The sequence below is a fragment of the Vibrio sp. SBT000027 genome (genome assembly GCF_963894355.1).
In the GTDB taxonomy this organism is placed as follows: Bacteria; Pseudomonadota; Gammaproteobacteria; order Enterobacterales; family Vibrionaceae; genus Vibrio; species Vibrio splendidus.
This window is the reverse complement of the sequence record NZ_CAWQGD010000004.1, coordinates 764,391-777,935: the sequence shown is the minus strand read 5'-3', so window position 1 is coordinate 777,935 and position 13,545 is coordinate 764,391. Positions and strand designations below refer to the sequence as shown.

The following is a 13,545-nucleotide window of genomic DNA, read 5'->3' as shown; positions in this document are numbered from 1 at the left end:
AACAAGCGACAACATATTGCTGCCGCTTTTACTCGTTAACTTCGGACTATGACTTATTGCGAGTCAGTTGGTCACGTAAGTTCGGTGGAGTGCCTTTAATCGTTAGCGTGTCTGTCTCCGGATCGTAAAAGATACGTTCGCCTAGAAGCAGACTATCAAAACTAACATTCAAACCGCCACCAGCACCAACAAATTTTGTTAGTTTACGCATAGTTGCGCGATCAGCAGGGAAACTGTCTTCTAACTCGTAGCCTTGCTCACTAGTATAGTCAAAGAAGCTTGTACCATCTGTGCTTGCTGGCAGTTCTCCAGAAAGTTCACGAACTTGAACTTCATCGCCCGCTTTTAGCTGTTCGTTACAGTAATCCGCAACCTGCTTTTTATAGCTGATCGCTTCTTCTTTTTCTAACTTAGAGTCTGAAACGAAATCTTCTACCGCTTGCATCAGTACTTGGTTTTGCTGTTTCGCATCCAAACCGACTTCAGCTTGTAAGAAATCTAAGAAGAAATCCGCGACTTTACGGCCAACACGTCCTTTAATGTAAGTTAAGTAACGGTTTGACTCTTTGTCTGTGTCGTATGTTGAAAGATCAAGGCGCGCCACAATATCCATCTTTGAGATATCAAGGTAATCAGTCGCACTGATGTCTAGCCCTTCAGTCACTTTCAAACTTTGGTTCGAAGGCAGTAAACCGATGAAAAGGTAGTCTGTCGCCAGTGATTGGTATTCAGCGAGTACCAAAGTGCCTTCGTCAGCAAATGGGTACTTCGATAACTCATCTTTTAGACGTAGCGCACTTTTTTGAGAGAAATCATAAAAACTTTGCTCTCCCGCTCGAAATTCATGCAACGACTGCTGGAATTCGCTGTCGGATTTGAAAGAACCAAACCCTTTGCCTGCTTTTGAATTAAAAACACGGTGAAGTTCAGCAACTAGGCTTTCAGATGAAGCATCGTTCTCTAGAGATTCAGCACGATAGTTAACAATCAGTTCATCCTGATCGTTCTTGCTCAGCTGGTGTAAAATTACGTTGGAAAGGTGAAGGCTCATAGTGAAAATATTACCGTTCAGGTTTCAGTTGTCGTGCATAGTAGGTTATCATAAGCCGCTTTTACTATCATTATTAGAGTCCTTATGCCGATTATATCTAAATACACAGATGATCAAGTTGAAAAAATCCTAGCTGAAGTAGGTGCTGTACTCACTAAGCACAAAGCTTCACCAGAACTTTCACTGATGATCGCTGGAAATATCGCAACCAATGTCTTAAATCAGAATGTTGCTGCTTCACAACGCAAAGGAATTGCTGAAAAATTTGCCGAAGCTTTAATCTCTTCTCTTGAAGATAAAAAGTCTCACTAAATTTGATTGACGGATAAAAGAATTATAAATGGTAGACAGCGCAAACTCATATAGCGATCGCGTATCTCGACTTGTTGGTTGGGGTCACTGGTTTGCATTTTTCAACATCATTGCTGCGATGTTGATTGGTACTCGTTATATTACTCAATCTGCTTGGCCAGAAACCCTACTGGGTCAATTTTATTTGGCTGCATCTTGGGTTGGTCATTTCGGGTTTTTAGTATTCGCGCTTTATCTATTAGTGCTGTTTCCGCTCACTTTTATTCTTCCGTCGAGGAAGTTATTACGTTTGGTTGCCGTTTGCTTTGCAACCATAGGTTTAACTGTCCTACTGATTGATACCCAAACGTATCAAAATATAAACCTCCACCTGACACCTGTCGTGTGGGAGGTTTTATTCAGTGGAGAGGAGTCTGCATTCACATCTGATTTGCAACACCTCTTCATTGTTATGCCACTTATCTTCTTATTACAGCTAGGTCTGTCTGAGTGGGTTTGGCGCAAGCAACGTAAACTGTCTCATAAACACATTGGTCGTCCGATTACTGCCGTCTTCTTCTTGTGTTTCATCAGCAGCCACTTGACCTACATGTGGGCTGATGCGTATTTCTACAACCCAATTACTAGCCAGAAAGCGAACTTCCCACTGTCATACCCAATGACAGCGAAAAGCTTTATGGAAAAACATGGTCTGTTAGACCGTGAAGAGTATCTACAGCGTTTAGAAGCCAACAAAGAGAACGTAAACTTAGTTAGCTACCCGCTCGAAAAAATTCAATACAACCGCCGCAGTGATGATCTTAATATCCTGATGGTGAGTGTAAACAACCTTCGCTCTGATGCACTTAATGCCACAGCGATGCCAAACAGCTACGCATACTCACAACAATCGATCAACTTCACCAATCACTACAGTTCAAGTAACGACATGTTTGGTATCTTCGGTTTGTTCTATGGCCTTCCAAGCAGCTATGCAAGCAGCATCGAAGCTCAAGGTTCAAGTGCAGTACTGTTGGACGTTTTAGATAATCACAATTATAAGTTTGCGGCTTTCAGTGGCGACAACTTTGACGATGCACTTTACTCGGAAATCATCTTCCGAGGCCGTGATGTTATGCCAGAGCAAGCAACTTATGATGACAAAAGCGCGATACAAGCTTGGTCTAACTGGATTCAATCACCACAAGCTAAACGTCCTTGGTTTAACTTCATTGAGCTGACCACGCTGGATAACTTCTCTAGCTACGATTCAAGTTCAGAGTCAGACTCAACGTTAACGACAGCAGAACGTTTTGCTGCAGACTATCAAAAGTCTGCTCAAGCAGCCGATGCTCAGCTAGCAACAATCTACGCTGAACTGGAACGCTTAGAGCTAACCGACAACACGGTGGTTATCATTACCTCTAATCACGGTAGCGAGTTTAACGAAACTAAGACCAACAGCTGGGGCGCAAACTCCAACTACAGTCGTTATCAGTTACAAGTGCCACTGTTTATCAGCTGGCCTGGTAAGTCTGCTTCTGAATACACTCACCGTTCTAGTCATTTAGACGTGTCCGTAACGTTGATGCAAGAGCTATTGGGCGTATCTTCAAACCCAACAGATTTCAGTAGCGGTCGCAGCCTGTTTAATGAGCGTAAAAGAAAGTGGATTCTCGCGGGTGACTCACGTGAACTTGCCCTTGTTACCGACCAGCAAACCACTGTGTTAGATAAATTTGGTAACTACAAATTGTACGATCAGAATTACAAGCGCCTGAAAAACGTAAGCCCTCGCTTACCGGTATTGATGCAAGGCCTGACTGAGCTACAGCGTTTCTACACAAAAAATGACTAAATAGTCACCAAACAGAAAAGGGAAGCTAATGGCTTCCCTTTTTTATTGCCGCTAATGACTAGAAAACAAGCAACCAAACAAGATTATGATAATTAAGGGTTTACAAGGCAGTCTCCCCCTTATATTATTCACGCCAATGGAGGGATGGCTGAGTGGTCGAAAGCACCGGTCTTGAAAACCGGCAACCGTTAATAGCGGTTCTAGGGTTCAAATCCCTATCCCTCCACCACTTTAAAGAAAGCCGCTGAGAAATCAGCGGCTTTTTTGCATCTAGCGTATAATCAATCGCGCCTAAGATCTGATCTTTCACAATCCCTAGAACGTTGTTGCACAATTAAGTTTAGAAACGGAACTGCCCAGTTCTGTGTTTTTTAATCAACGAGGCAAGTTTCAGGCATACCAAGTCCAGCAAGCTTATTCAGAGCTTTGTGATCCATACCATCAATTCAGGACATCCAGCTAAACGACTTTCATCTAGGACCGAGTTGGCTAGTTCACGGCTGAATCATTCCAGTGTCTGTTTACTTTAACAAACTCGATTTTTGCTTAAATCCAATCTATCCGAACCTAACGATCTAGTGCTCTAACTGTAACTCTAAGTCGATATCTGCCTATTTTATAGGGTTGTGACAAACACTCTCAGATGTAGGCTACACCTTGATGTCGGTGCACCTTCAATACGATTTACACGTTCGAGTATTGTTGACTCCATTGATTTGAAGTGGGGAGTTTCTGTATCTTCAAAGGCAAACGTTTAAGGTGATTAAAGTGTTTCTTTGAACTGCTCTAAAAGTTCTTTTTGCTGATCCGTTAATTGGGTCGGTGTATCTACGTGAATGCTGACTAATAAATCGCCGGTAACACCTTTACGGTCAGTAACACCTCTACCTGAAACTTTAAATTTGCGTCCGCTCTGTGTGCCTGCGGGCATTTTAAGTTTAAATTTATTATCGAAGACCTTGACTTCAACTTCGCCACCGAGTGCCGCAGTTACCATATCAATATGGCTAGTACAAATTAGATTGTTTTCTTCTCTTTTTAATACTGGGTGGGGGCGAGTTTTTATGACGATTAACAAATCACCCGCGGGTCCACCGTTAGCACTAAGTCCACCTTTTCCAGAAAAGCGGATTTTTTCTCCGTCTTTTATCCCAGCAGGTATCTTAACGTTAATCTTCTTTTGCTGCCCATTCATTGGCAGGTCAACGATTTTGTCAGTCCCTTTTACCGCGTCAACAAAATCAACGGTCAGATTGAACTCAAGATCTTGCCCTTTTCTAGGACGAGCGCGACCACCGCCTCTTGCTTGTGAAAAGATATCTTCAAAACCACCGAAGCCACCACCGCCAAAACCTTGATTTTGTTGTCGGAACCCACCACTAAACATATCTTCAAAGCCACCCTGGGCAGAGTGTTGTTGGCGCTGACCAGAACCGCTGTTGTCAAACGCAGCATGACCAAACCTATCGTACTCTTGACGTTTTTCTACGTTGGTTAAAATCTCGTATGCTTCTTTAACTTCTTTAAAGCTTTCTTCTGCACGCGCATCATCTGGATTTTTATCCGGATGATATTTCATGGCGAGTTTCTTATAAGCTTTCTTGATTTCTGTTTTCGAGGGAGCCTTAGAGACACCTAACACTTCATAATAATCTCTTTTGGACATGCTCTTTTTCTCACTAAATAAACGAAAAAAGGGCGCTCGAGTGACCTCTAACGCGCTAAATAATACTGCAATGGTATTCTTCCAAAATGAAGAGCTCAACTGTTTCTTAAAGTAAGTTCACAGTTGAGCTCCTTGTTATTTCATTTCTTCAAAGTCAGCTTCAACTACATCATCATCTACGTTTGACTGTGCGTCATTCGCATTTGATTGTGCTTGTTGTTGAGTATGTTCTGTTAACGTTTTCACTGCAGTAGCAAGGGCTTGCGTTTTGCTATCAATAGCTTCTTTGTCATCCAAAGTACATGCATTTTCAAGTTCTGATATCGCTGTTTCTATCTGATGTTTATCATCAGCAGCCAGGCTTGAGCCTACTTCTTCTAATTGCTTGCGAGTAGCATGAATTAATTGGTCCGCTTGGTTTCGAGCAACAACTAAATCTTCGAACTTTTTATCCGCTTCTTTATTTGCTTCTGCTTCTTGAACCATTTTCTCAATCTCAACATCACTCAAACCACCAGAGGCTTGAATAGTGATTTTTTGCTCTTTGCCCGTAAGCTTATCTGTTGCAGACACATTTAAAATGCCATCAGCATTCAAATCAAAGGTCACTTCAATTTGAGGTAAACCACGAGGTGCAGATTGAATACCTTCTAGGTTAAATTGTCCTAAAGATTGATTTAACCCAGCTTGTTTACGCTCGCCTTGTAAGACATGAATCGTCACAGCGCTTTGGTTATCTTCCGCTGTAGAGAATATTTGATTCGCTTTTGTTGGAATTGTTGTATTTTTCTCTACTAGTTTGGTCATCACTCCGCCCATGGTTTCTATACCTAGGGATAGTGGCGTAACGTCGAGTAACAATACATCTTTAACATCACCTACAAGTATGCCACCTTGTACAGCTGCACCCATAGCAACTGCTTCATCAGGGTTAACATCTTTGCGTGGCTCTTTACCGAAAAATTCTGTTACCTTTTTTTGCACCATCGGCATGCGTGTTTGACCGCCCACCAAAATGACATCATCAATATCAGTTATAGAAAGTTCAGCATCTGCCAAAGCAACTTTCAATGGTTCTAAAGAACGCTGCACAAGGTCATCAACAAGTGATTCCAACTTAGAACGCGTTACTTTTACGTTCATATGTTTAGGCCCTGAAGCATCCGCAGTAACATAAGGAAGATTCACATCTGTTTGCTGAGTTGAAGACAATTCAATCTTTGCTTTTTCAGCCGCTTCTTTTACACGCTGCATGGCTAAAGGATCATTCTTAAGATCAATACCCTGTTGTTTTTTGAATTCATTAACCAAGTAATTGATCATTCTGTTATCGAAGTCTTCACCACCTAGATGAGTGTCACCATTTGTCGCAAGCACTTCGAAGGTTTTTTCACCATCAGCTTCATCAATCTCAATGATTGAAATATCAAATGTACCACCGCCCAAGTCATAAACTGCAACAGTGCGGTCACCTTCGTTTTTATCAAGACCGTACGCTAGTGCAGCTGCTGTTGGCTCGTTAATAATACGCTTAACTTCTAAACCAGCGATACGACCTGCATCTTTTGTTGCTTGACGCTGTGCATCGTTAAAATAGGCAGGGACTGTAATAACCGCGCCAGTAACCTTCTCACCAAGGAAGTCTTCCGCTGATTTCTTCATTTTCTTTAGAATTTCAGCTGAAACTTGAGATGCAGACATTGATTGACCTTTTGCTTCAACCCACGCATCACCATTCTCCGCTTCTACGATTTTATAAGGCATGATTTCAATATCACGCTGCACTTCTTTATCTTTGAAGCGACGTCCAATCAGACGCTTAATTGCAAACAATGTGTTTTCAGGGTTGGTTACAGCTTGACGCTTTGCTGGTTGACCAACCAATGTCTCACCATCGGTATACCCTACAACAGATGCTGTTGTGCGTTCGCCCTCTGCATTTTCGATAATACGAGGGGTCTCTCCATCTAATACAGAAACACAAGAGTTAGTTGTACCTAAATCGATGCCAATAATTTTACTCATAATAATACCCTTATTAATTTGCATAAGATTTCTTGTGCAAATTTTAAGTTTGATTTCTTAAAATCAAACTTCACTCTACTTATCTAATTAAAACAATGCCTTATGAAATCATTGCTCTTCGTGAACATCAACAGAGTGATGACTCAGGGTATCTTTAGCTACCGCAGCCTCTCCTTCATCAAGGTCTAAAACGATCAAAAACTTGTCCATCTTAACCGCCGTTTCATATTTGACTACACTATCTTTCGGTATCCCCACGCTGACCAATGCACCACCTAGAGCACTAAAGCCACCCGTAATCGCAGCACCCTCGATAGCTCCTACAAATGCTGACACTAAAGGTCCAGCAACAAGCAGTGCACCAAACGTTGGAACCCAAAACATTCCAGATCCCAATAATGCACCCCATATCCCGCCCCATAATGCGCCAGATTTACCCCAGGTTTTCACTCGATCACGCATGTTATAAAAGCCAGTAGCGTGTTCTTCTTTTTCTAACCCTTTGCCAACAATAGACATATGATTTACATCAAAGCCACTGTTGACTAAAGTTGTTATCGCTTCTTCCGCTTCTGCGTGTGTATTAACTACAGCTACAACCTTATTTTTTTTCATGCTTATTTCCAATTAATCTATTTAATAATGACGATCGAGAACCAATGAATGAAACCTCATGAGGGTTCATCATTCTTCTCATCACAAAACACGAACTACAAAAGAGGCAGTACCTCTACGTAATTAAGCGAGCAAGGTTACCTAAATCAGCCTATCGCTCTGTGTTGATGAGGAGAAGTTTAAGTAAGCAGGAAATGGAAATCATAATACAACCGTAAAATACCTATAAAACCTCAATAAAAACATTAATAAACAATTGCTTAGTAATAATTATTTATAATTACTTTATGTCACATGAGCATTATTTTATGAGTTCTGAATAACAGGAGAGGTAAAGTTATCAAGTTTGAGTGAGTATCAAGAAATGAGCTAAGATAATTTATGATGATTGATTTTTTAGGTGACGATATTCGCCTAAATATTGGAGATGGCAGATTTTGTTGTTTAATTCGGTGAGGAAGCAACAAAGCCCATTGTCAGTTACGAGACGATATTGGTGTAAAAAGTATGGTTCAATTTATTGTAAGAAGCGGTTAAGCAATGAATGTCATCTAAGCGTTGATTCATGCACTAATATATTTCGAGAATTTATACGATGGCGAAAAATGGGTCATCATACAAGGTCACATCAGACACAATATACCTATCCCCAATCAAACATACTTTTGAACAATACAGGTAATCAAATAAAAAAAATCCAGAGGCTTCATCTAAGTCTCTGGATTTCTAAATTTGGCTTGAGCGCTACTTTAATTAAGCGTTTTCTTGCTTAGTCTCTTGCTGCTCTGCTTGTTTCTTTTGTTCAGCTTCATTTGCTTTTTCTTCGTGGTTTGAACCACCACATCCGCCACAACAGCTCATAATCATACTCTCTTTGATTGTGTTTAAGTCATTCACTGCAGACATAATATTAAAGATGTATTTTAAATGCAACTTTAAAGTCATCAATATTGCACATTCGCAACTTGTAGTAATTTAAGCTTTTGGTTTTATTAAAATTGGTAAGTACAACACAACGAAACAACTGTATGCAGCGACCCACAGAGCGCTGGATAAGGTGATGATAGAGACAATATCATGGGTAAAGTATCCACCAAACACTCGAACAATAAAGGCAAAAACAATGGCGATTAACGCCGCAGTCATTATTTTACCAATCGCAATAGCTCGACCTGTATGTCCTAGAGAAACACGTGAGATCATTGATAAGATCATCACTCCCATTCCACCAACGGTTAATGCATGAATCGCTTGTGATTGTGTGACCAATGACGAAATGATCGAAACGCCATACAAGACCAACCCTAACGAAATGGCCCAATAGCTTAAGTGTAAAGACCACACAAGAGGAGTCTTAAAAGCGACCCATATTTTCCACCTTACCGCCCTAACCGCATTTGCCAAGCCACTGACAATAAAAACGAAAGCAACGAGACTTTGTGGAACTGGAAGTATCTGAAAGCTCAACACAACGGCGAAAATCGTGCTCACAATGCTCAGCTTTTCAAGCCATGGTAATGCAGGGGTTCGTGGTGTCTGTGTGCCATTAGCGGTAAACATAGGAAAAACTCGTCCACCCATAATGCACATGACTAGGGTCACCAACAGCACCATGCTTGTGCTAGCTTGTGAAATTAAGACTGGCTGCTGAAATAAAACGCCATAGTGCATTGCGGCATTGGCAAAAGTCATTAGCAATAAAATGGGGACGAACAACAGGTTTCGCCAAAGCTTCACACTGACAATATTGTGAGCAAGATAAATTACAGCGATCGGTAAAAACAGTAAATCGAGTCCAGCCACCAGCCAAGGGCTTAGAACCTCAGGTAGGAACATGGCTATTCTCGCACACAACCAGATAGCCAGAAGTATCATTAACCCGTGTCCGTTAATGCTGCGAACACCCGTCCAATTTTGTACGGCCGTCAGTAAAAAACCAACCACGACAGTGGCTGCAAAGCCAAACAACATTTCATGAATATGCCACCACATTGCACCGCCATAAACATTTAAGGTTTCGCTGCCATTCCAAAACGCGGCCCACCCGACTAACGCTGCAATACTAAAAAGTGACGCAAACAAGAAAAACGGTCGAAACGCGAGTTCAAAAAATGCCGTCATTGAAACGCCATTGTTAGGGTTTTGATTTAAATCTTTCATCATCGTAAACCTAGTGAGTAAACAAACTTGCTTACTTTTAAATAACTTCAACCGCCAAAAGTCGCCCTAGCTTGTAGCTGTGCCCTTCGCCAAGGAGATCTTGTAAGCTATAAGCATCTAAGCTTTTGTAAAAACACTCTTGAGCTTCAGCAAAGATAGTTTTCAATTGGCAATTTGGTGTAATGACACAGCTATTATCCTCACCAAAACATTCAACCAAGTTACGTTTGTCTTCTAACTCTCGAACTAACGTACCGATGTTGATCTGACTTGGATGGCAACTGAGTTTCAAACCACCATTTTTTCCTCTTGTGGCGATCAGATGTCCTTTGAGGTTGAGTTGCTGAACGATCTTCATTAAGTGGTTTTTAGAAATACCATAACTGTTAGCAATGTCGCCGATGGTGCTAAGAGATTGGTTGTTGATCGCTAAATAGATCAGCACTCGCAGGGAATAATCAGTGTAACGTGTGATATGCATGGTGGGATATTTCACTCTATAAGATGCATTCATTATGAATCTTATAGACAGCAAAGGCAAGTTAACCCTAATGAGGAATGGTGGCTACACACCAAAAGCTAAGGCTTCGGTCCTAATTACGTTCCTCACATCAGTTGTATTAGATCCTTTCTCCATTCTCCTTCCTCAAACGATACCTAACCCCCTAAGCCGAAACGATCAGGAACATTTTTCGATGTATTTTCACTCTAACCATATAAAAATGCACAAACTTGTTCATAAAAAAAGCAGTCAGTTGATAAGGGTATTTACAAGCCTAAGCCACCCTTATATTATACGCGCCATTGGAGGGATGGCTGAGTGGTCGAAAGCACCGGTCTTGAAAACCGGCAACCGTTAATAGCGGTTCTAGGGTTCAAATCCCTATCCCTCCACCACATTAAAGAAAGCCGCTGAGAAATCAGCGGCTTTTTTGTATCTGGAGATCACACAAGCTCACCGCTCAACTGCTAACAGCAAATGCGGCCTTCAATAACTGCATGTGAATCGGTACCAAATCTTGATGTTGAGTTCGATATCCGCCACCGACTACGCATGCCATCGGAATAGACTCTGATTTCGCTAACTCAATCATCAAACAGTCGCGTTCAAATATCCCTTTTGTCGAAACATTCAAGTAACCCAATTCATCGTCTTGATGGATATCGATCCCCGCATCATAAATAATCAGATCAGGTTGATGGTGAGCAATCGCTAACTTAGTGACTTGTTCAAAACAACGTAAGAACTCTTCATCCTCTGTTTCACGACTTAACGGCACATCTAAATCAGATAGCGGTTTTCGTGCAGGGAAGTTTTTGTCGCAGTGGAACGACAAAGTAATGATGTCGTTATTCTCTTGGCAAAGAGTCGCTGTGCCATCACCATGATGAACATCGCTGTCGACGATAAGCACTTTATCGATATGCTCAAAGGTCAGCGCGTGTTTTGCCGCTAACACCAGATCGTTCAACAAACAAAAGCCACTGCCAAAATCATGATGCGCATGATGATAACCACCACTCAAATGAATCGCTAAACCACTCTCTATTGCCATTTCAGCGGCCAAGCAGGTTCCACCACTTGAGTAGAGTGTTCTTTCGATAAGTTGTTCACTCCAGGGGAAACCGATACGTCTCATCTTTGCTGCGGGCAAATTACCAGAAACAAGCAAATCCACATACTCACTATCGTGAATCTGTTTTACCTGTTCAACCGAAACTGGCGTTGGCTGGAACATTTCGAATGCATTACCCCATTGTGGATCGCTACCCATTAACGCTTCAACAGCACTGTGTAACAACTGATATTTGTTAATCGGGTAACGGTGACCTTCTGGTAAAGGTAACTGCGAATAGATTGGGTGGTAAATTAAAGGAATCATAATCAGGTTAATTGCGTATCTTTCTCAAAATCATAACAGTCTCAGCCTAGGCGACAACCTTAATTGATGATAATAGTTATCATTATCTTAGCTTTAAAAAAGAGACAGCAATGAAAAACCTAATACTCATCTTTGGGGTGATCTGCGGCTCAGTAGCAGCAGTAATGATTTTTATAGGAATGCTAATGGCCAGTTGGTGGAGCGTTGATTTTCTCGTGTTAAGCCATCAAACTTAACTAATTGAACTAAAAAGGAATCACCATGAGCGTTATTTTCATTACTGGAGCAAATCGCGGCATTGGCTTAAGCCTGACTCAACAATACTTGGAAGGTAGCCACAAGGTGTACGCGACTTATCGTGATGCCAATTCAGCAAAAGAACTGCTCTCTCTCGCAGACCACAACAGCAATCTAACCTGCATTCAATTAGAGATAACCGATTACCAAGCGGTGAGCCACCTCACTTCGCAAATAGAGTCGATTGATATCTTGATCAACAACGCTGGCTACTATGGTCCTAAAGGTTATGGTCTGGGTAATACCGATGTCGAAGAGTGGCGCCGTGTATTCGAAGTCAACACCATTGCGCCATTGAAGCTTGTCGAGACTCTATTACCTCTTATAGAAATTAGTGACGTCAAAAAGATCGCTTGCCTGTCTTCTAGAGTCGGTAGCATGTCCGAGAACACCTCAGGAGGCGGCTACATCTATCGCTCCTCCAAAGCCGCTCTAAACTCCGTTGTGAAGAGCTTAAGTAACGACTTAACGGATAACGGCGTTACGGTGTTAGCTCTGCATCCTGGTTGGGTACAGACCGAAATGGGCGGCCCTAATGCTCTGATCGACACCGGCACCTCAGCTTCTGGTCTTATAAAAGTCATCGAGTCCGCGAATACTGAAGTAAGTGGTCACTTCTTTAATTTCGATGGCAGCGAAATAGACTGGTAACCCGCAGATGAGTGATGGCCCTCTCTCAAACCTAGTTAAGCACTCAACACTGTTTTGTCTGACGGTGATGCTAGCTGGCTGTTTTAGTGATGGCCCCGGAGGCTTATTCGACGACTACCAAACCAAGATAGCCAGAGTACAAGATGCTGACGAGATAAAAGAGGAACGGGAATTTGAAAGCCTACCGAGAAAACGAGAACTGCTGCTTGACGTGCCCTCGCTTTCTATCGGTTTAATCGACAGTTACCAGCTTCGTCAGTGTGGATTGTTCAATCTGATTGCAGAAAGAAATTCGGTTCTTGGGAAAGTCGCGGATGAGTTTCGTAATTACGATTATCAAGTCGCCCTACTTGCAGGTGTTGGGAAATGTTTATCCGGTAGCGAATTAGACCCTGAGGTCGTAGAGCTACTGAAAGAAATCGAGCAGCAGAAACTCACACAGTTTCCGCGGCACCAATGGAATCTAATCTATGCCAGCGATGCCATGCAGTCACAAATGCGTGGTAGTCAGTGGTTACACGCTGATATCGGCGATCAGGTACGACAAACCAGTGATGCCTTAGAACATATCAATCAAGCGTTAAACGTTCCGCTCGTTTCGGGAAAGACTACTGAGGTTCAAGAAGTATTAGAAAAGAGCTCTACGCTCGGGGATTTATACTACTCGCTCACGCGAGCTTCATCCGAACTTGATACCATCACCAAACAGCTGACAACTTTTGATGACAATATCATCTGTGGTAAACAACGAGATACGACTAAGTTTCGCTATATCAACAATGTGTTCGAGCAGCAATATATAGGCAAAGTTCAGCCGTACATGGCGCAATTAGATGGCTACTATCAGCAGTTAGCCCCGCAACTTGGTATGTTTGACGCGCAGCCTGACTTGCACAGTTATTACTTTCCCATCAAAGATGCGCATCACGCCTTTCGATCATCAACTCGTCGCCATGTAGACTATTGGCAGCAGCTGTTTAAACGTTGTGGGCGCAAGGTCGGTCGTTAATATTGATTCCCAATATCAATAATGGGTGTTGTTAGCTTT

General features: G+C 42.1%; 12 protein-coding genes and 2 tRNA genes. 6 read left to right on the top strand and 8 right to left on the bottom strand.

Going from position 1 to position 13,545, the window contains the following annotated elements; genetic code table 11:
* Positions 1–46 precede the first annotated feature (46 nt).
* The gene (gene yejK, locus AACU28_RS13445) at positions 47–1,051 is read right to left on the bottom strand and encodes a nucleoid-associated protein YejK (RefSeq protein ID WP_017079528.1); all 1,005 of its coding nucleotides are present in this window, start codon (positions 1,049–1,051) and stop codon (positions 47–49) included.
* An 84-nt stretch (positions 1,052–1,135) separates the two neighbouring features.
* On the opposite strand from yejK, the gene AACU28_RS13440 reads away from it, so the two are divergent.
* The 3 genes from AACU28_RS13440 (at position 1,136) to AACU28_RS13430 (ending at position 3,429) form a co-directional block, all read left to right on the top strand.
* Entirely contained in the window at positions 1,136–1,363 is a 228-nt protein-coding gene (locus AACU28_RS13440) for a YejL family protein (protein ID WP_004734063.1), read from the top strand.
* Between the two features lie 28 nt (positions 1,364–1,391).
* Positions 1,392–3,200 carry a DUF3413 domain-containing protein gene (locus tag AACU28_RS13435; protein ID WP_004734064.1) on the top strand — a complete coding sequence of 603 codons (1,809 nt, stop codon included), beginning with the start codon at positions 1,392–1,394 and terminating at the stop codon, positions 3,198–3,200.
* Between the two features lie 138 nt (positions 3,201–3,338).
* Positions 3,339–3,429: transfer RNA gene (locus AACU28_RS13430), tRNA-Ser, on the top strand.
* Positions 3,430–3,963: 534 nt separating this feature from the next.
* On the opposite strand, the gene AACU28_RS13425 is transcribed toward AACU28_RS13430, so the two are convergent.
* The 6 genes from AACU28_RS13425 to AACU28_RS13400 all read right to left on the bottom strand — a co-directional run bounded on the left by AACU28_RS13425 (position 3,964) and on the right by AACU28_RS13400 (position 10,147).
* Positions 3,964–4,866 carry a DnaJ C-terminal domain-containing protein gene (locus AACU28_RS13425; RefSeq protein WP_121603063.1) on the bottom strand — a complete coding sequence of 301 codons (903 nt, stop codon included), beginning with the start codon at positions 4,864–4,866 and terminating at the stop codon, positions 3,964–3,966.
* A gap of 135 nt (positions 4,867–5,001) precedes the next feature.
* Positions 5,002–6,891, bottom strand: a complete 1,890-nt coding sequence (gene dnaK, locus AACU28_RS13420; RefSeq protein WP_102560716.1) for a molecular chaperone DnaK — start codon at positions 6,889–6,891, stop codon at positions 5,002–5,004.
* Positions 6,892–6,999: 108 nt separating this feature from the next.
* Positions 7,000–7,506, bottom strand: a complete 507-nt coding sequence (locus AACU28_RS13415; protein WP_121603062.1) for a general stress protein — start codon at positions 7,504–7,506, stop codon at positions 7,000–7,002.
* A gap of 753 nt (positions 7,507–8,259) precedes the next feature.
* Positions 8,260–8,451 carry a hypothetical protein gene (locus tag AACU28_RS13410; RefSeq protein WP_065204961.1) on the bottom strand — a complete coding sequence of 64 codons (192 nt, stop codon included), beginning with the start codon at positions 8,449–8,451 and terminating at the stop codon, positions 8,260–8,262.
* A 30-nt stretch (positions 8,452–8,481) separates the two neighbouring features.
* Positions 8,482–9,666, bottom strand: coding sequence for an NnrS family protein (locus AACU28_RS13405; RefSeq protein WP_121603061.1), 1,185 nt, complete (start codon positions 9,664–9,666; stop codon positions 8,482–8,484).
* A 37-nt stretch (positions 9,667–9,703) separates the two neighbouring features.
* Entirely contained in the window at positions 9,704–10,147 is a 444-nt protein-coding gene (locus AACU28_RS13400; RefSeq protein ID WP_121603060.1) for an RrF2 family transcriptional regulator, read from the bottom strand.
* A 325-nt stretch (positions 10,148–10,472) separates the two neighbouring features.
* On the opposite strand from AACU28_RS13400, the gene AACU28_RS13395 reads away from it, so the two are divergent.
* Positions 10,473–10,563: transfer RNA gene (locus AACU28_RS13395), tRNA-Ser, on the top strand.
* A 65-nt stretch (positions 10,564–10,628) separates the two neighbouring features.
* Here the strand turns inward: AACU28_RS13395 and AACU28_RS13390 are convergent.
* Positions 10,629–11,549, bottom strand: a complete 921-nt coding sequence (locus AACU28_RS13390) for a histone deacetylase family protein (protein ID WP_121603059.1) — start codon at positions 11,547–11,549, stop codon at positions 10,629–10,631.
* Positions 11,550–11,810: 261 nt separating this feature from the next.
* Between AACU28_RS13390 and AACU28_RS13385 the strand changes: the two genes are divergently transcribed.
* Both AACU28_RS13385 and AACU28_RS13380 read left to right on the top strand, forming a co-directional pair.
* Entirely contained in the window at positions 11,811–12,497 is a 687-nt protein-coding gene (locus AACU28_RS13385; RefSeq protein WP_121603058.1) for an SDR family oxidoreductase, read from the top strand.
* 7 nt (positions 12,498–12,504) lie between these two features.
* A complete protein-coding gene (locus AACU28_RS13380) occupies positions 12,505–13,506 on the top strand; it encodes a DUF3080 domain-containing protein (RefSeq protein WP_121603057.1) in 1,002 nt (333 codons plus the stop codon).
* Positions 13,507–13,545: the final 39 nt, after the last annotated feature.